Annotated in this window: 21 protein-coding genes; 9 read left to right on the top strand and 12 right to left on the bottom strand. The window is 34.3% G+C overall.

Going from position 1 to position 18,620, the window contains the following annotated elements:
- Positions 1 to 4 precede the first annotated feature (4 nt).
- The 10 genes from JHT90_RS06110 to JHT90_RS06065 all read right to left on the bottom strand — a co-directional run bounded on the left by JHT90_RS06110 (position 5) and on the right by JHT90_RS06065 (position 8,864).
- Positions 5 to 1,774 (bottom strand): ParB family protein, encoded by a 1,770-nt coding sequence (locus tag JHT90_RS06110; RefSeq protein WP_201095247.1) that lies wholly within the window; start codon positions 1,772 to 1,774, stop codon positions 5 to 7.
- A complete protein-coding gene (locus JHT90_RS06105) occupies positions 1,771 to 2,661 on the bottom strand; it encodes a DNA adenine methylase (RefSeq protein ID WP_201095246.1) in 891 nt (296 codons plus the stop codon). Before JHT90_RS06105 ends, JHT90_RS06110 begins: the two co-directional genes overlap by 4 nt.
- Complete coding sequence (locus JHT90_RS06100; protein ID WP_201095245.1) at positions 2,651 to 3,391, bottom strand: DUF2786 domain-containing protein; 741 nt, start codon at positions 3,389 to 3,391, stop codon at positions 2,651 to 2,653. Before JHT90_RS06100 ends, JHT90_RS06105 begins: the two co-directional genes overlap by 11 nt.
- The gene (locus JHT90_RS06095; protein ID WP_201095244.1) at positions 3,384 to 3,803 is read right to left on the bottom strand and encodes a hypothetical protein; all 420 of its coding nucleotides are present in this window, start codon (positions 3,801 to 3,803) and stop codon (positions 3,384 to 3,386) included. The genes JHT90_RS06100 and JHT90_RS06095 overlap by 8 nt, the downstream gene beginning before the upstream one ends.
- Before the next feature lie 23 nt (positions 3,804 to 3,826).
- Entirely contained in the window at positions 3,827 to 4,597 is a 771-nt protein-coding gene (locus tag JHT90_RS06090) for a hypothetical protein (RefSeq protein ID WP_201095242.1), read from the bottom strand.
- Between the two features lie 2 nt (positions 4,598 to 4,599).
- The gene (locus JHT90_RS06085) at positions 4,600 to 4,878 is read right to left on the bottom strand and encodes a hypothetical protein (RefSeq protein WP_201095945.1); all 279 of its coding nucleotides are present in this window, start codon (positions 4,876 to 4,878) and stop codon (positions 4,600 to 4,602) included.
- Positions 4,879 to 4,896: 18 nt separating this feature from the next.
- Positions 4,897 to 6,261 (bottom strand): replicative DNA helicase, encoded by a 1,365-nt coding sequence (dnaB, locus tag JHT90_RS06080; RefSeq protein ID WP_201095239.1) that lies wholly within the window; start codon positions 6,259 to 6,261, stop codon positions 4,897 to 4,899.
- Entirely contained in the window at positions 6,258 to 6,869 is a 612-nt protein-coding gene (locus JHT90_RS06075) for a hypothetical protein (protein ID WP_201095237.1), read from the bottom strand. The genes dnaB and JHT90_RS06075 overlap by 4 nt, the downstream gene beginning before the upstream one ends.
- A 12-nt stretch (positions 6,870 to 6,881) precedes the next feature.
- A complete protein-coding gene (locus tag JHT90_RS06070; protein WP_201095235.1) occupies positions 6,882 to 7,781 on the bottom strand; it encodes a ParA family protein in 900 nt (299 codons plus the stop codon).
- A gap of 402 nt (positions 7,782 to 8,183) precedes the next feature.
- Positions 8,184 to 8,864: a Thoeris anti-defense Tad2 family protein gene (locus JHT90_RS06065; RefSeq protein ID WP_201095233.1), complete on the bottom strand. Its 681-nt coding sequence runs from the start codon at positions 8,862 to 8,864 to the stop codon at positions 8,184 to 8,186.
- Between the two features lie 242 nt (positions 8,865 to 9,106).
- On the opposite strand from JHT90_RS06065, the gene JHT90_RS06060 reads away from it, so the two are divergent.
- From JHT90_RS06060 to JHT90_RS06045, 4 genes are all read left to right on the top strand, one after another.
- Positions 9,107 to 9,727: a Y-family DNA polymerase gene (locus JHT90_RS06060; RefSeq protein WP_201095231.1), complete on the top strand. Its 621-nt coding sequence runs from the start codon at positions 9,107 to 9,109 to the stop codon at positions 9,725 to 9,727.
- Between the two features lie 25 nt (positions 9,728 to 9,752).
- Positions 9,753 to 10,070, top strand: coding sequence for a DinB/UmuC family translesion DNA polymerase (locus JHT90_RS06055; RefSeq protein ID WP_201095229.1), 318 nt, complete (start codon positions 9,753 to 9,755; stop codon positions 10,068 to 10,070).
- Between the two features lie 86 nt (positions 10,071 to 10,156).
- Positions 10,157 to 10,357: a DUF4113 domain-containing protein gene (locus JHT90_RS06050; protein ID WP_201095227.1), complete on the top strand. Its 201-nt coding sequence runs from the start codon at positions 10,157 to 10,159 to the stop codon at positions 10,355 to 10,357.
- Complete coding sequence (locus JHT90_RS06045; RefSeq protein ID WP_201095225.1) at positions 10,357 to 11,178, top strand: GIY-YIG nuclease family protein; 822 nt, start codon at positions 10,357 to 10,359, stop codon at positions 11,176 to 11,178. Before JHT90_RS06050 ends, JHT90_RS06045 begins: the two co-directional genes overlap by 1 nt.
- Here JHT90_RS06045 and JHT90_RS06040 read toward each other — a convergent pair.
- On the bottom strand, positions 11,162 to 11,830 hold the full coding sequence (locus JHT90_RS06040; RefSeq protein WP_201095224.1) for an SOS response-associated peptidase family protein: 669 nt from the start codon (positions 11,828 to 11,830) through the stop codon (positions 11,162 to 11,164). The two genes, JHT90_RS06045 and JHT90_RS06040, sit on opposite strands and share 17 nt — an antisense overlap.
- Positions 11,831 to 11,979: 149 nt before the next feature.
- Between JHT90_RS06040 and JHT90_RS06035 the strand changes: the two genes are divergently transcribed.
- The 3 genes from JHT90_RS06035 (at position 11,980) to JHT90_RS06025 (ending at position 13,391) form a co-directional block, all read left to right on the top strand.
- Positions 11,980 to 12,522 carry a hypothetical protein gene (locus JHT90_RS06035; protein ID WP_201095223.1) on the top strand — a complete coding sequence of 181 codons (543 nt, stop codon included), beginning with the start codon at positions 11,980 to 11,982 and terminating at the stop codon, positions 12,520 to 12,522.
- Positions 12,523 to 12,526: 4 nt separating this feature from the next.
- Positions 12,527 to 12,718, top strand: coding sequence for a hypothetical protein (locus JHT90_RS06030; RefSeq protein WP_201095222.1), 192 nt, complete (start codon positions 12,527 to 12,529; stop codon positions 12,716 to 12,718).
- Between the two features lie 190 nt (positions 12,719 to 12,908).
- A complete protein-coding gene (locus JHT90_RS06025) occupies positions 12,909 to 13,391 on the top strand; it encodes a thermonuclease family protein (RefSeq protein WP_201095220.1) in 483 nt (160 codons plus the stop codon).
- A 400-nt stretch (positions 13,392 to 13,791) separates the two neighbouring features.
- Here JHT90_RS06025 and JHT90_RS06020 read toward each other — a convergent pair whose 3' ends face one another.
- Positions 13,792 to 13,962: a YhfL family protein gene (locus JHT90_RS06020; protein ID WP_201095219.1), complete on the bottom strand. Its 171-nt coding sequence runs from the start codon at positions 13,960 to 13,962 to the stop codon at positions 13,792 to 13,794.
- 805 nt (positions 13,963 to 14,767) lie between these two features.
- On the opposite strand from JHT90_RS06020, the gene JHT90_RS06015 reads away from it, so the two are divergent.
- Both JHT90_RS06015 and rbbA read left to right on the top strand, forming a co-directional pair.
- Positions 14,768 to 15,853, top strand: a complete 1,086-nt coding sequence (locus tag JHT90_RS06015) for an HlyD family secretion protein (protein ID WP_201095217.1) — start codon at positions 14,768 to 14,770, stop codon at positions 15,851 to 15,853.
- A gap of 10 nt (positions 15,854 to 15,863) precedes the next feature.
- Complete coding sequence (rbbA, locus tag JHT90_RS06010; RefSeq protein WP_201095216.1) at positions 15,864 to 18,617, top strand: ribosome-associated ATPase/putative transporter RbbA; 2,754 nt, start codon at positions 15,864 to 15,866, stop codon at positions 18,615 to 18,617.
- Positions 18,618 to 18,620: the final 3 nt, after the last annotated feature.

Genomic DNA, 18,620 nt, shown 5'->3' with positions numbered 1-18,620 from the left:
TCCATTAATTTTCTTTAATTAGATCGACTAGGTGTCTAGCTAGCCTTATTAATCTAAATAATTTAATAAGTAATACATCTGATAATCTTTCGAGGCCTGTTGCTTCAGGTGGTTTATTTCCAATCTGGATGTCATAACCACCTATCAAGAGTTGGCAGAACAAAGCATTCGGAAGTGCTTGTGTTGTTTGTACACCATCTAACATTCTTAATAGTGAGGTCAGCAATAAGCCTATTGCTTCAGACTGGTCAGTATTGGACGTAGCCATAGGCTGCATACCAAATCCTAGACCTTCATTGGTTTTAATAAGCCATGATTGGTAGTTACCTTCTTTGGCAATATCACAAGCTAGGTTGAATATTTCTTCTCGGATTAGTTCAGGACTGTTTTCAATTTGTTTAGAGATATACCAAATATTGGATACTTCCGCCAAACCACCACCAGCTTCAACAGGAATTGATTTAACCACTTCTTCTTTAAATACGGGCAGTTCTCCTCCTAGACTTTTTTCTAATGAGGCATTGAGTTGCTGTACCTTTGAAGAGGTTGTTACAGGTTTTACAGTGGTTTTTTCAATAAGGTATTGTTGTTCTTCAGTAGAGAGTTGTTGTTCTTCTGAAGGTTGGTCAATGGCTATATTATGAAGGATGACTGCTTCAGCAGCAGATCCACCATCATCACTCGTTGATGGTTGTTGACGCTGTGTTGCAGCATCTTTAGCTACTGTGGTTAGTGTAGGTGTGGTTAATGGGGTATTTACTGAGCCAGTTGTTTCTGTTGTAGCTGTAGGTACTGTTGCATTTTTAACAGGATCTGCTAACACTGTTGGAGCTTGTGTCTCTGCTTCAATAGGGTCTTTGGTTTTAGTTAAACTAAGTAAGTCGAGTTCAAGCATTCTGTATTCTTGCCCTGTATAGAACTCTAAATCACCTAATAATTCATCTTTAATTCGATTAAAATTATAGTCGTCAACATTAAGGTCATTAAATTTGCTTAAAGATACTCCCCAGTAGCCAAGAAACATTTCATTATCATCAGGATCTATTGGATTGCTATCTTCTATATATTTATTCCATATTTTATAGAGTTGGTTTTTAAGGCTAATTAATTCTTCTACACGGGGTCTACCTAACCCTTCAAATAGCAATTCAGGAATATAAGGGTAGATATACTCAACACAATCTAGCATTCTTTTTACTAAGGTATGTGATACTGGATAGCCATCTTTTCTAAAACATTCTGCCAGTTCACGTAGTGAGAGATTTTTGTTAGCTTGGCTATTATAAAACTCGCGCATGTTGCTAATAGCCACTGCTTTATCGATAAATAACAATTCACCATGTAACTCATTTTCAACTAGATGCCCAACCAGTGCTGCTATTTCACCATCCCAAGGTTTAAATAAACATTGAATACGATAAAAACGTTGATCGCCTGTTTCAGTCCATAGTTCTTTAAGGGCTTTAAGTCGTGTATTACCTCCATTACGGATAATATAGTGTTCTTCATCAGGACGTTTGGTTATGGTAGGTGGCTGATCTAAACCACGTGTACGAATAGACTCTTTAATCTCAGCAAACTTTGGATTAACACTTTTACGTGGGTTATGATCATAGGCTCTTAGTTGGTCTAAAGTGACAATGATTGAAATATCATTCACAGGCGTTTTATTACCTGGTTGCTCTTCTCCACGTTTAAAGGTTTTTGACATTAAACTTTGCGTTACTTTTTGTTGTTGTAAGTTTTTTTGGTTTTTTGGGTTTGTACTGCTCATAAGACCATCCTTAAGGGTAAAGCGAGTTGGTTTAAAGAGTTATAACAGGCAGGGTTTAACCATAGACTTTCAGTTCTTGTCGCAGTGCCTTTATTACCTGAAATGGCTGCTGATTTTTCAATATAGTGCCAATGTTTTAAGTGCTTTTTATAAAGCTTGTTAGGGTAGCTCGAGATAATAGCCATGCCTTGTATCTCGTTAAGTAGCTCAAGTAGTTGTTGATGTTCGCTATCAGTCATTTCATAGCGATACGCATTACGTCTTTCTCTGGAGCGTGTAGATTTAGGATAAGGTGGATCTATATAAAATAAGGTATCTTTACGATCATGATTTTTAATCACTTCTAAAGCAGGTTTATTTTCAATAAGAATGCCCATAAAACGATTTCTAATGGCCACTAAATTTTCAGGATAGTCTCGCCATAAATGAAAACTAAGGCTGTATTCACGTTTAGTGTCGATTTTAAAACCTGTATGACCTTGTGTAGCACCTGCACTTCCAAAACCAAACTGAGCACGAATAATCGTTCTTCTTGCCCGTTCAACTGGATCATCTGTAGGTTGCCATGCTAGTTCAAACTCTTTCCGTGCAGTAGGTGTAACTGTTATTTTTTTAACCAATATTTGCAGCAGTTGTTCATCCTGAAGTACTCTGAAAAAGTTGACTATTTCATCGTCTAGGTCGTTGTAAACTTCAGCATAACTAGGTTGTTTATAAAGTAATACACTAGCTGCTCCTCCATAAGGCTCAACATAGGTATTGTGAGTTGGAAAATAGCTTACAATATGAGGTGCTAACCTATACTTGCCTCCATGATAACGTACTGCACAGGAGTTAATGCTTTGGTACTGATTAAACCAATTCAATTTACTTTGTTCAACCAACATGACGTTCCTCCCAACTTAATGTTTGTTGAGTAGGTTTATCTGACTTAATACCATGATGTATTTTGACTTGTTTTCCTGATAGGTGACCTGCTAATCGTGCTGAGTCAAAACGTTTATCCTGAGTTTTTGGTTTCTCTTCAATTTTAGTACGATCACTGTATTTAATATCTTTGTATTGAGTAATCAATTGATAGAACTCTTTGTTAAATTCAGTAAATCTATCAATTATTTCTGTTACTGCTTCAATCCAGTGATCTGCAAACAAATCAGCTTTTTTACGTTTAGTCGCTAAATGACATAAAGGGCTCACTGTATTGAGGTATTTTTTACGATCTTTATTCAATTGTCTTTTAAGTACCACAAAGAGGTACTGTGCTAGTTCAGGCGAGGAATCAATACCGATAAAACTCACTAGTTTAACAGTACTAAAACGATAGTTTTTTATCACTGTCTTATAGGAAAAAATTACCTGACAATTAAAACAATACGCTACTACTGTTGCTAAAGAGGTTATCCATTGAGGGATATTTCCACTACCAGTACCTATGGCTTCATCACATTCTTTAATGTCATCTAATTTTATATCTGTCTCATTAAGACCATATTTTTCCATTAAGCTTTTAGCTTGACGCAATGCAGTCTCAGCTTCATTGCCTGTCGATTTGGCATATAAGGCTAAACATTTTTTTATTTTGTCTATTGCCCAATCTTTACGATTATGCTCATTCATAAGTCGCCTCCTTATTGGAGTGCTCATTCGCATTAAAAGGTTGTTCAAGCAGAGGGACTTCTATTACATCTTCTTCAATCTTGTTAAAGTTTTTGACATAGTTATAGTGATGATCAAGGTAATACAGAGGTAAAAATTCATTGTACAAGCAGCTAATCAGCATAACCCCTGCATCCCCTTGATATTTGCTATTAACAGTTATTTGGTAGTTATAATGGCTAACTTGATTACCTTTAATGGCCATATCTTTAGTTATGTCTGTGATCACAACAATATCACCAAAGATTTTCCATAGCGGTAATTCTTGTTCTGTAATCATCACAGCTTCATTAGGTTCACTACCTAATACATGAGCTTTTAAACAAAGCTCTAAAAGCTGTTGTGCTGTTAATTGGCCTATATTCATGTTCATGGCTCGTGTTCCCTGTATTTACATCAATTAAACGGACTGTTAATGCGTTGGATTTCATAAACCCATATCCATAGATTGTTATCACTTTCCCACGCTAAACTAGGCGTATTTGAAGCAATACGTTTATTCCATAAACTAGCGTAGCTTTTTATAGGTGATCTGAAGCAGGTAGCTTCATCATTAGCACGGTCTTGCAACTGAAAATTTTTATAACCGCGTACTGATTGATTATAGAATTGTGGGGTAATGCCTGAATTAAGAGCATCTGTAACAGTCATCTCATGTAGTTTTTCAACACGCACATCAGTAATTTCAAACCATATTCGACTGACAAACATGGGCATAGTAATCGCAGGTCTTATACGGGTAGGAGCTTTACCTGGTTGCCAATAAAAATCACCATGTTCATCAGACGTTAAGTCACTGTCCATGACATCTATCAGAGTTTCGTTTTGCCATAGATAGATAATATCTCTGTCTGCATTGTTTAGAGGTGATAACCAAGGTGTCAGACGTATTTCAGGTGAAGCTAAGTAATCTATTGCTATACGTCCATCATGCCGCCAAGCACCTACTTTAAACTCTTCCTGTAACCAAACTTTATCGCCAACTTGGTAAGGACTCTCAAAAGTTAAATAACCTTCTTCATCATCAAACTTGTTGCTATCAATTTCCTCTATATAGCTTAAGTTGGCTATATTTGCAGGTTCGCATAGAGTTCTAATTTGTTTTGTATTGCCAGTAAATAAGCCATTGATTAGTTCTGGAAATATTGCCATTGGTTTATATTGCATTGTTATACTCCTTCTAAAACTTGACTGTTTAAGCTTAATGCCACTGCAATAGGTCTTACCCAAATAGGTGTATTGCTAAGTACAAAGATTTCACCTGAATTAGCTAGTAATAAGGTGGTTCCCATCACTTCTGCTGCTATTGCTAAAACATGTTTATGAAACACTGAAACTTCATTGTTTAAGCTATTTACTGGGGTAAAATTAGCGATCATTTTGTAAATATCATTACTTTCTTTGGTAAAAGTTAGAACAGCTTGTTCTTGGGTATTTTTATTTGGCATAACTTACTCCCCTATTCCTTAGTAATAAGTAGTGCGACAGATGTCTTTAAAATCAGTTTGAGCAGCTAAGAAGGTTGTCCGCACAGTACCAATTGGACCATTACGTTGTTTACCGATAATTATTTCCGCAGTACCTGTTTCTAAACTATCAGGGTGATAAACTTCATCCCGATAGATAAACATGATTAGGTCTGCATCTTGCTCAATCGAACCTGAGTCTCTAAGGTCTGCATTCACTGGACGTTTATTGGTTCTTTTTTCAACATCTCGGTTAAGTTGCGATAAGGCAATCACAGGACATTCAAACTCTTTAGCTAACGCTTTTAGTTCACGGGTAATCGCTCCTACTGCATTGTTGCGATTTTCGTATTTACCTGATTCAGCAATCAGTTGCAGGTAGTCAATGAGAATTAGTGAGGGGTTGCCAAATTTACGTGTACAACGTCTGGTTCGTGCACGTATGGCAGAAGTGGTTAATGAGGCTGTGTCATCAATGATGAGTCTATTTTCATATTGTGTCAGTTGATTGAAAGCCAATGTCAGTAGATTAAATTCATTAACGCCATTATTATCAGCATTTAGTTGTCCCGACATTACTGACTTTAGGTTTAAACCACCAATTTGCGCAATTAAGCGTTTAAGTAGTTGCTCTGCTGGCATTTCTAAAGAATAAACAAGTATTGGTTTATCAGTTTTGGACTCTAATGCACTCAAACCAAACTTTAGAGCTAAACTTGTTTTACCCATTGAAGGTCTAGCAGCAAGGATAATTAAATCACCGTTTTGGAAGCCTGATGTATAGTCATCAAGGTCTGTTAATCCTGATGGTACGCCTGTGATTGGATTACCATCATTAAAGTGTTGGTCTATATCGTTTAAGACATCGTTTAAACAGTCTCTTAGATTAATAAAATCTTTCTGACCTGTTTGTTTTTGAGTGATTTCAAATAGTTTTTGGTCAGCAACTGCCATCACTTCAGTACTGTTGGTACTTTTTTGATGTGCTGCTTGGCTTATTTCATGACCTAAGTTCGCCAATTGTCTAAGAGTAGAACGCTCTTTTACTATTTTGGCATAGGCAACAATATTGGCTACTGAAGGAATGCTACGTGACAACTCCACCACATAGGCTAAAACATTTGCAATATGAGGTAGTTGTTGGGTTGATATAAGTTTGTCGCTTAATGTAACGGGGTCAAATGGCTTATTTTCTATATGTAAAAGATGGATTGCATTAAAAATAATTTTGTTATCAAAATTATAAAAGTCATGCTCTGAAATGATTTCCATTACATCATCATAGGTACTGTTTTCTAACATCAAACCACCTAATACAGCTTGTTCAGCTTCCATAGATGAAGGTGGAACAATTTTTGAACTCATATCAATTGTTCCTCTGCTTTACCATAACGTGCTTGAAGGTAGTGTTTAGTAACTAAAACCTCCCTATTAGGATTAAGTGATAATTGGCTTGTTGTTTGCACACAAACGCCTTCGATAAAATCTTGGAGGATTTTTTCTGGTGACAAATGATATTGTTCACAGATAGTTTCAAATCCCTGTGGTATATCTAAGGTGATTCTTTCAGAAGGTGTTTGTTTTGGAGTAAAACAATAAGGAATAATACCTTCAGGCGAACGAAAGCCTTGTGGATTTCGCTCATTACGCCATCCAATGGTATCAATGATTTCAGGATTCTGATCAATATCAATTTGATCCATATCCAGTTCAGGAGCACGTCTCAGGCTTTGATCTGTATAAATTTCAAACCAATAACCCGTACAACATACTACTGGTTGTATTGAGCCAATCTTACCCACCACAAATTTATCGTACTTTTTATCTTCTTTAGTACGTGTATATGAACAATAATAAGGTAGACGTTGTTCTACACCATCTTTTATAAAAACAATATCATAGCCATTGTGAGTATTCTTTTTGATGCCTTTAAAGATAACATCACAATAGGCCAAGCTTTTTAGACCTGCCATGTTGTTATTCTCCTAGGCTTCTTGGATTACCTCTGTCCCTGCTATGGATTTAATGGTTTCTGGATTTAAAGCACTTAATTCCTCTACCCACTCTGGAAAAACTTCTTTAGCTAGTTCTGTCATGGTTTCAAGTGCTGAAGGTGCTTTGCGACCATGTGGACGTTTAGTTTCATAACGATGGGCAGGTTTAGCTTCAGTAGCTGCTTTTCTATAGACTGCAATAGAAGGAATAACAGTATTTAGTACTCTGACGTTATCAAAATTACTGAAGCTTTCACGAACCGAATCCGAGATTAAACGGCTGTCTGTTGAGGTGAAATCTGCTCTATTAATAAATAAGTTAACTATAGGTACTTTAATACCAAAAGGTAGATAAGCTTCTTGTAGCTCTTTAAAAAGCTGCACAGTGCCTCTACCAAATTCTCTAGCAGCTAGCATTTCAGGAGGAACTGGGGAGATAGTAGTATCAGCAGCTAGAATAGCCATTTTTAGAGTAAGTGATCGTGTTCCTTGTGTATCAATTAATATAAGGTCATAGTGAGTTTTGAATGGTTCTAATAACGTGATTAATCTAACTTCTAAGCCACTTCCGCCTAAATCATTTAGTTCACTTTTAAAGTCATTGGATATAAGAATATCTAGGTTATTTATATTGGTTTTAGATACATTATCAAAACTGGTATCACCTTGTGCTACAAGCTCATATGTTCCTTTTTGTTTTTCATCTTCTAATGCAAAGTAACTGGATAATGTTGGCTGTGTATCTAAATCGATAAGCAGTACTTTTTTACCTGCATCAGCGATGACAGCACCTAGATTTGCAGCAGTAGTAGTCTTACCTACTCCACCTTTGGTTGAAACAATGGAAATAACTTTTGCACGGTTAGTGCTAGATAATATTGAATTTTGCATGGCTCATGTCTCTCAGTTTTAATAAAAAACTGTGAGCGCAAAAGTACCACCAATAACAATCTTAGAGCAGTTGACTCTTAATCAATTGGTCATAGGTTCGAGCCCTATACGGCCCACCAAATAATTAAATATTTTCAGCAACTTATATAATCTATAAAACCTTTAATATATTTTTTCGAAAAACTAATATCTATTTCTAAACAGTTTTTAACCATTTTAAGCCCTATATCACATAAGGCTTTTTTGTTTCTGTAATTTAACTAACTTAGAGATAACTATTATAATAAGTTATCAACTGCCTTTATTATTATAAGTGAAGTAAGATTCTGGACAGATATAGAGAAGAAGCGCCCAGAGTGACTAGGCGCAGTTTTAATTTTTAAAGTTAACTTTGCAAAATAATTATGCTAAATCAAATTGGAGTAGGATTTCAAAGCTTTTCCCAACCATATCTTGATTAAAATATTTCTGTCTTAAAGCTATAGATTGTTCAGTTTCCCGCCAGTAGTAATTTTTATAATTAGACAAGCCAGTGTAAGCGCCTAAGTTGAATTGGTCATTACCAATATAAACAGTTAAGGGAGCATTTCTATTTTGAGATAAAAAGTTGATATTTTGGCCACTACCTTCATTAGCAATTTGAAATAAAAATCCTTCATGAGTATCATTCTTAAAACCACAGCATGTTGCTACTTCTACTGAGCTAGGATCAAATAAGTCAGTTGAGATAAGCTCAAATCCACCAGAAGCAAATTTTTGATAATATCCATAGTCATGTTGTGAAGAACTTGGTTTATCAAAATAATAACCAATGGTTACGATACCTTTAACATGATTTTCTCTTACTGGTGGTGGTGGCTCAATAATTCCGCCATCATAAATTTTCCAATCATTTGCTAATAGATCTTGATGGGTATCAGGCCATGGTTGAAAACCACCATTACCATCAACTAATTTAATATATTCGTTGTTATTTTCATCATTTTCTAAAACGACATAGTTCAGTTCAGGGAATTCAACTCTCGTAAGTTTTTCTCCTGATTTAATTTTTGTTAAAGCCCATGAAAAATCATATTGATTCATTTTGTTTTCCTCGTTTATTAATGGAAGTTGAATTTTATCTCTTATATATTTTTGTTTCTTTTTGCCCCAGCAATAAAAAAAATCTGAACAAAAAGTATTTAATCAGGAACGTGGAAGCGTTTATGGTGTTTATCTCAAAATCTTAACCCTACTTGACCGCCATAAAATCTGATCTATATATTTAACTCATCTTATTCTGTAGTTTTAATCATGTTTTTATACATTTGAGTTGTATTGTATATATGATAGGTCTTATTGATTGTAATAATTTCTATTCAAGCTGTGAGCGTGTATTTAATCCTAAGCTTGAAGGCAAACCTATAGGCATTCTCTCCAACAATGACGGCTGTGTTATAGCTCGTTCTAATGGGGTTAAGCCGCTTGTGCCTATGGGGATACCTGCTTTCCAAATTCCTCCTAATATTCGTAAACAGATTACTTTACTTAGCTCTAATTATGAGTTGTATGGGGATATGAGCAAAAGGGTCTTTGATACAGTAAGGGAACATACGGTTGATGTAGAGCTTTATTCAATAGATAAGACCTTTATTCATTTAACTGGCTTTGGTAATCTCGTTGAGCACTGTAAGCGATTAAAAGCAATTATTAAGCAGAATACAGGTATTTCTGTGGGTATTGGAGTTTCTCCTACACGTACCCTGGCTAAAATAGCTAATCATGTGGCTAAAAAAAATCCAGAGTATAAGGGTGTGTACTGGTTGCATCCAACTGAATCAAAACTTGAATCATTATTAAAAAAATTACCTGTGAGTGAAATATGGGGAGTTAGCTATCGTATAGCAACCAAACTAGAGGCAATGGGCATTAAAACAGTTTGGCAATTAAGGGAGGCAGAACCCTAAATTTATTAGAAAGCAGTTTTCCGTTATGGTTAAGAGGACTTTACTTGAATTACAGGGTACACCCTGTATAGAGCTTGATGATGTTGATACACCTAAGCAGAATATTATGACTTCTCGTAGTTTTGGACGTTTAACAGAGAGTTTATATGTTTTACACGAAGCTATTAGAGTACATGCGAGTCATGGAGTGGAAAAGTTAATAAAGCAAAATTCTGTTACTAGTGCTGTGATGATATTTCTTAAAACCAATAGATTTAGGGATGATTTACCTCAATATAATCCATCTATTGTTATTCTACTAATGATACACGGGAGATTGTTAAGGCAGCACAGCAAGGATTAACGAATATTTACAGGAAAGGTTATTTGTTTATGAAAGCTGGTGCGATGATGCTTGATCTTACTGATAAGGATATAGAGTAGTTTGATATGTTTTGCCCAGCACAAGATAGCAAAGAACGTAAAAAATCAGATCAACTTATGAATACTATTGATTCAATCAATAAAAAAATGGGTAGAGATACTATTAGAATAGGTGGTATAAGACATAATGCCGCATGGAGTATTAAAAGAGATTTGCTGAGTAAACGTTATACTACGCGCTGGGATGAGATACCTACTGTTAAATAATGATGCTTGATTGTTGTTATTCCTTACCTGAAAGACCAGGTGTTTACTATTTTTATGATAGTAATAATGTTCTGCTGTATATTGGTAAAAGTGTCAATATCCGTAAACGTGTGCTTTCTCATTTCTATAAGCCTGACGAAACGAGATTTCATCTGGATATGATTAAACAGGTGGCCGCTATTGAATATAAATGCACAGCGGGCGAATTAGGTGCATTGCTCTTAGAATCTGCTGAAATTAAACGCTTATATCCTTTATATAATAAGCGATTACGACAACTTAAACATTTATACTCATGGATTTTGAATAGTGAATATAAACCTGAGCTAAAGCTAATTGATGATATTTTAGATGAGCAAATAAGTGTCGGACTATACCGATCAGCTCATAGGGCTAAACAATGGTTAAAGAATCTCATAGCGCAGTATCAGCTTTGTTCTAAGGTTATTGGCTTAGAGAAAACCACTAGAAATTGCTTTAATTATCAGTTAAGAAGATGCTTAGGGGCTTGTTGTGGACAAGAGCCTATTGATACTCATAATCATCGTTTACTCAAAGCTTTTGAGGATTTTTCGCTAATATCTTGGTCTTGGAAAGGTGCTATTGCTATTCTTGAAGAAGATTATCTATATAATATAAAACAGTGGCATATAATCAATAATTGGCGTTATATGACCACTGTTGAAAGTTTAGACAGTGTTGTTAATGAGCCTTTACCACCATTTAGTCGAGACGCTTATTTAATATTAATTAACTTTTTAAGATATAATAATCCTGAAATTATAGATTTAGCAAGCCATGGCTCTATTCTGAGTCAATAGGTTTAATTAATTCTTTACCCTGATTTCTAACATTACCTACCGCTTCACTGACTTTGTACCAGTCGAAATCTTTTGGTTTACGATAGTGGTCATTGATTATTTTTTCTGCTCGAGTAAGGGTAGTATTAGAATCTATCCATTCATTTGCATATTCTGGTGTTAATACAACAGGTCTACGATCATAGATATCTATCATACCACCTTGTGAATCAGCAGTAATAATCACAAAACCGTTATTATCACTATTTTCTTTGAAATGACCAATCCCTGCAAAGAACATAGGTTTATTTGTCTTTAGATGAATATAGTATGGTTGTTTGCTACTGCCTTCTTTAACCCATTCATACCAACCATTAGCTGGAATTAAACAACGATGAGGCCAGATTTGACTATAGAATTTAGAGCTAGCCACTTTTTCAATACGGGCGTTAATAGGTGGTTGCATATCTTTAGCCCAAAAAGGTTTCCAACCCCAATGGACATTATCTACAATAACCTTTTGATCGTTAACTCTGAGTATTTTAACCATTGATTGAGGCGCAATATTATAACGACCAGTCAAATTATCATTAACCTCTTCTTGCTCTAATCTTCTAGCAAGTTCTTCAAGCACTTCTTTTAAGCGACTAATTTGAGCAAATCTACCACACATAACTATTGCACCTCTAGTGCAAGATTAACAAGAGTATCATTTAAGATAAATCAGACTTAGGGCATGAAATAGTAAAAAAACTTTCAGCTAATGGACTATAATCTAAACTAAATTTAATAATCCATAAATACTTTAAGAATATTTATTATATGCAACGATTTCTAAGCTTGCTATTTATTTGTTCTTTTGTTTCAGCAACTTATGCTGAAAAATGTGATGCGCCAAAAATCAAGGAAACTCACTTAAATCCTACAGCAAGCGACCAGCAAATTATTAATTTTGCTGGAAGGTATTCTTTAAATATCTATCCATCAAATAGAGTTATTTTTTCTAGAGATATGATGGCATACATCTATGACAATAAAAAACATTTTGCATTTCATAGTGATACAGAAATTAGTGAAGAAAATAAGAATACATTACTTGATGCCTTTGGTATAGGCAAAAATAATTCAGAAAATGATGCTAGAAAAGGTTTAGATATTTGTAATGGTGAAATAACGCAATATAAGATTAAAGGAATGCCTGAGCTAATCATAGGTGTAGATTCAATCGTTTTAGATAGGCCTAATACAATGGTTTATTTATTTCATGAGGTAACTCCATTTGTAGAAAATATCCAGTTTTTAAACTTCACTAAAGATGAGATTAATAAAACATTATCTACCTTAAAAAATACATCAAGGAAATAATTATATGGATTTATATGATAAAGAGAATATTCAAAAGATATTATTAGGCTTATATCGTGAACAGGCTAGACAGTGGCTTATCAATAAACGTACTGCTCAAATTGTATTGAGAATGATTATGGAATATAAAAGCTGCTCTGAGGTTATGAGCTATGTTCCTAGCCCTGTACCTGTACCAGCAAATGAATACCGTTAAAAAAGTTCTAACAAACCAAGCGAAAAGACTCTTAAAAAGCTTTGCTGAAGATAAAACAAACTTACACTGTCTAATATTTACAGCTAGAAACTTCAAATCTGAATTGCAAACAGGTTATTAAAATAGTTAAGATTCCCTTTATTATTTCATTTAATGATAATATTACAGTTTTTATATCTGCACCAATAATATGAAGTTACTACCCATACTATTAATCTGCCCTATCCTTTCCTATGCAGATGTTCTTATTTGTAAAGTAGTAGCTATTACTGATGGTGATACTATTATATGCCTAGAAGATAAAGTTCAACATAAAATTAGGTTATATCATATAGATGCACCTGAATCTAAACAAGATTTTGCTATAGCTTCAAGAAAAGCCTTATCTGATCTTATATTTAACAAGACCGTTAGAATACACACCTATGGTAAAGATAGATATAGGCGAACCCTTGGTACTGTTTATATACAAGAAAAAATGTTATTTGATATCAACCTTGAAATGATTAATAAAGGTATGGCTTGGTACCGGCCTTTTGGAAAGAAAAATGAACAATACCTAGAAGCTGAAGAAATTGCCAAAGCTAACAAGGTTGGCTTATGGTCACAACAAGTTACAGCAGTTACGGAGTTTAAAAGAAAGTTAAAATACCTCTTTTATTCTTTAAAATAGAACGAATAAAAAGCTATAAATTTTTATAATTTCTTTCTAATTCAACAATACATTATATGGAAATAAGTTTTTCCATTCTCTTTTTTGAGATATTTTGAGTAGGAGCATTAAGGAATCTTTGTATTTTGTATTTTCAAAGTAAATAATTTTTTTCTCTGTTATATAAAAAGAATACTAATTTACACAAATATCTATAACAGTGATTTTATCTAATAAGATAAGGATGAATTATATTAATTATTTATACTTAAACAGATCAGAATAAAAGACTTTTTATTATTAGATTATTTACTAATCCTTATATAAACAAACTTTACTTGCACACTAATTATTATGCGGCTTCTCTTTATAAAAGAGAAGCCGTATAACATTATATATTTGTTAATTGCAAAACATTGAATTATTTATGTGGTGCAACAGGGCCACAGCCACCAATTACTTTAGAAATGGAAATATCTGGATGTAGGAAATAATCATAGCTACAGTTTTTTTCATTGTTATAAACATGTCCAGTACAACCAGCAAGAAAAGATATAACAGAAGCAATAACCACTAATTTAATAAATTTCATAGCAAAAATCCTCAACCTAAAAATTGTTAAATATAATATACAGAATTACACGCACTAGTAGTAGCATAGTACCTAATTACAATAACGAAATATTTTACACTTTCGTCTAGTAGATATTTTTTATTTACGAAAAGAACTCTTTTTAATTTAATAAACAATCAATACCCATAGTTACCTTGTTTGACAATATATTTCTTCAATACATTTAGAACAGTCATTACAATAACTTACCAGTGAATTATTAACCCCTTTATTTAAAATATATTTTATTAACAATAGCTATAGCAAAAAGTATATTATTTTTATTAGTACTTATAACAGTAAAACTTTTATTAATAAAGTATATAGTCAACTAGACCTTTGTCTAGTTTTTATTGCATATTAAGAACCTTTAAAGTTACACCTTTTTAAATAATTACACTTTGTTAAACAAATACTTATTACAACAGAAAATTAAGGATGTTGCGTGTTTAATTTAATTAATAAAGAATCTTCTACTCAAAATATTAAAAAACTCATTAATTATTTAAATAGTATCTTCAAGAAAACTATTCCTATATTTAGCCTTTGACTATATATGATTCCTTTCTATTATTTTCATAAATAGAAAATTTATCTATTAACTTTAATTTATGATAAATAAATACAAAAGTTGAATCATTTAAAAGATATTCAAACTAACAGAATTAATATATTAAATAATAAATATGACATTGTTCATCACTATCAGATAATCCATATTACTGTTATTTATAAAGGATATGCTTAAACAGCATAATAATATTCAAGGATAAGACTTCGGAAAATGAGAGTTCAACTAAAAAAACCAATACTAATACCAATAATTATTATTTTTATTTTGATAATAAGCTACTTAGTATGGAGCCGTACACATAATCGTGATTTTGGTGAGGATTTTGTTAATGGCAATGGTCGTATAGAAGCAACAGAAATTAATATATCAACCAAATTAGCAGCACGTATTGAACAAATACTAGTAAAAGAAGGTGACTTTGTTAAAAAAGGCCAACCTCTGGTTATTATGCAAACAGATGTTCTTCAGCAACAGTTAAATGAAGCAAAAGCACAACTACAGCAAGCTATTAGCAACGAGGTCAATGCAAAGGCTCAACTTGCTGTAAAGATCAGTGATAAAGCGGCTATTGAAGCAATTGCTAAGCAACGCAAAAGTGATTTAAACTTAGCCAATACTCGCTTAAAACGCTCTACACCTCTCCATCGCCAAGGTGCAGTATCAGTTCAAATATACGATAATGATAAAGCAGCTGTAAATAATGCCATCGCAGCGCTTTCTGCTGCCAATGCTCAAATTGATGTAACTGATGCCGCTATTCAAGCGGCTGAAGCTAATGTCACCTATGCCAGCTATGCAATTAAAGCAGCACAAGCTACCATTGATCGCATTCAAGCAGATATTAATGACAGTACATTACCAGCAACAGCTAATGGACGTGTGCAATATAAAATATCCCAAGTAGGAGAAGTATTAGGCGCTGGAGGGAAAGTATTAAACTTGGTTGATCTAAACGATGTCTATCTCACTTTTTTTGTACCTGAAACAGTAGCAGGTAAAATAGCTTTAAACCAAGAAGTAAGAATGGTTTTAGATGTTTATCCAGATATGGCTATACCTGCTTATGTTTCGTATGTAGCTAGTGTTGCTCAATTTACCCCAAAAACCGTTGAAACTCATAATGAACGCCAAAAATTAATGTTCCGTGTGAAAGCACAAATTAAACCTGAACTTTTAAATTGTTATTTAGAGCAAATTAAAACAGGTGTACCTGGTGTTGCTTGGTTGAAACTAGATCAACAAGCAGCATGGCCTGATGAATTATCCAAGCTAGTACCTATGTGTCAAAAAACTTAAGGTTATTGTTATGAGTAGTCTCATTGGCTTTACAAACATTGTGGTACAAGTAACAGATGTTTCACTACGTTATGACAAAACATTGGCCTTAGATAATATTAGTTTAGATATCCCTGCACAATGTATGGTAGGTTTAATTGGTCCAGATGGCGTTGGTAAATCAAGTTTACTTTCTTTAATTTCAGGAGCTCATGTAATCCAACAAGGATCCATAACCGCATTAAATGGTGACATGGCTAATAAACAACATCGTACGGCTGTTTGTTCACGTATTGCGTATATGCCACAAGGGCTAGGAAAAAATCTATACCCTACTTTATCAATTGAAGAAAATCTACAATTCTTTGCTCGTCTATTTGGTCATAATGCTACTGAACGACGTCAGAGAATTGATGAGCTTACTACCAGTACGGGATTATATCCCTTCTTAAATAGAGCAGCAGGCAAGCTTTCTGGCGGTATGAAACAAAAACTAGGATTATGTGCTGCATTAATACATGATCCTGATTTACTTATTTTAGACGAGCCTACTACAGGGGTAGACCCATTATCTCGCTCACAATTTTGGGATATGATTAATAATATCCGTAAACAGCGACCACAAATGAGTGTTATTGTTGCCACTGCTTATATGGATGAAGCACAACGTTTTGATTATTTAGTAGCAATGGATGCGGGTAAAATATTAGCTACAGGAACACCCAGCGAAATACTAGAACAAACGCAACAGGACTCATTGGAGGCGTCATTTATAGAATTAATGCCAGAAGAAAAAAAACGGCATTACAAACCTGTCACTATTCCCCCATTACATATACATGAAACCACTTCTATTGCTATTGAAGCAAAAGGATTAACACAACGGTTTGGCGACTTTATCGCAGTGGATCATGTTAACTTTCGTATTGCTAAGGGAGAAATATTTGGCTTTTTAGGTTCTAATGGTTGTGGTAAATCCACTACCATGAAAATGTTAACTGGTTTACTACCTGCCACAGAAGGCAAAGCTTGGTTATTTGGTAAAGAAATCGATGCTAATGATTTGAATACGCGTAAGCATTTAGGTTATATGTCTCAAGCATTTTCGTTATACAGTGAACTTACCGTTAAGCAAAATCTTGTATTGCATGCTAAACTGTTTGGTGTTGCTAAAGAAACTATTGCTAACCGTGTTAATGAAATGCTACAACGTTTTGATTTAGAGAATGTAGCAAATACTTTACCAGATAATATTCCATTAGGTGTACGGCAACGTTTATCTCTTGCTGTAGCCGTTATTCATGCGCCTGATATTCTGATTTTGGATGAGCCTACTTCTGGAGTTGATCCTATTGCTCGAGATAATTTTTGGCATTTGCTAGTAGAGTTATCACGTAAAGATCAGGTAACTATCTTTATCACTACCCATTTTATGAATGAAGCAGAACGTTGTGATCGTATTTCTTTAATGCATGCAGGAACAGTATTAGACAGTGATACGCCAGCAAACCTAATGGAAAAACACCAAACCACTACGCTTGAACAAGCGTTTATAGAATACCTATTGGATGCAGGTGCTGGTATTACTAATGAAGAAGTTGTATCAACATCAATAGAAACTCTTAAACAACCTGAACAAACATCTCATGAAGCTCCTAAAAAATTTAGTTTAAATCGTTTAATTGGATGTACTTGGCGTGAATCGCTTGAGTTAAGAAGAGATCCTATTAGGGCCACACTAGCACTATTAGGAGCCGCTATTTTGATGTTGGTAATGGGCTATGGTATTACCATGGATGTTGAGGATTTAAAATTTGCTGTATTAGATCAAGATCAAACAGGATTAAGTAATAGCTATAGCTTAAGTATTTCAGGATCACGTTATTTTATAGAAAAACCACCTCTTTATAGTCATCAAGAAATAGATCAACGTTTAAGAGAAGGCGATATTAATGTTGCTATAGAAATTCCTCCTAACTTTGCTAGAAAAGTTGAGCGCGGTGATCAAGCTGAAATTGGTGTGTGGATTGATGGCGCTATGCCAATGCGCGCTGAGACTGTGCGTGGCTATGTACAAGGTATTCATGCGCAATGGTTACAAGAACAAGCAAGAGAACGACAAGGCATGGATATTCAAGGTAATGCAGGAATAGAAATACGGTATCGCTATAATCCTGATGTAAAAAGTTTACCTGCTATGGTGCCTGCTGTTATTCCCATTTTGCTACTTATGTTACCTGCTATGGTAGCAGCACTCTCTGTTGTACGTGAAAAAGAATTGGGTTCTATTCTTAATTTATATGTTACCCCCATGTCGCGAGTAGAGTTTCTAATTGGTAAGCAGATTCCCTATATTATTCTATCAATGATCAGTTTTTTTATACTGTTATTAATGGCGATAATAATATTTGATGTACCTATTAAAGGCAGTTTCCTAACCTTATGCTTTGCAGCATTTCTCTATTGTATCGTTGCTACAAGCTATGGCTTATTAGCTTCAACCATCACTCGCAGCCAAGTTGCTGTAATCTTTTTAACGGTACTATTAACACTTGTGCCAGCTGTTCAATTTGCAGGTGTTATTAACCCCGTTAGCTCGCTTGAAGGAGGCGGCCGAGTAATAGGTGAATATTTCCCTACTACTTATATGTTATTAGTTAGCCGTGGCATATTTAATAAAGCACTTACCTTTTCAGATCTCTATAGCTCTATAAATATGCTATTAGCGATGATTCCTGTGTTATTAGGAATTAGTATTCTACTCTTAAAAAAACAGGATAGCTGATTT

This window comes from Entomomonas asaccharolytica (assembly GCF_016653615.1).
GTDB classification, from domain to species: domain Bacteria; phylum Pseudomonadota; class Gammaproteobacteria; order Pseudomonadales; family Pseudomonadaceae; genus Entomomonas; species Entomomonas asaccharolytica.
This window is presented reverse-complemented; position numbering and strand designations above follow the sequence as displayed.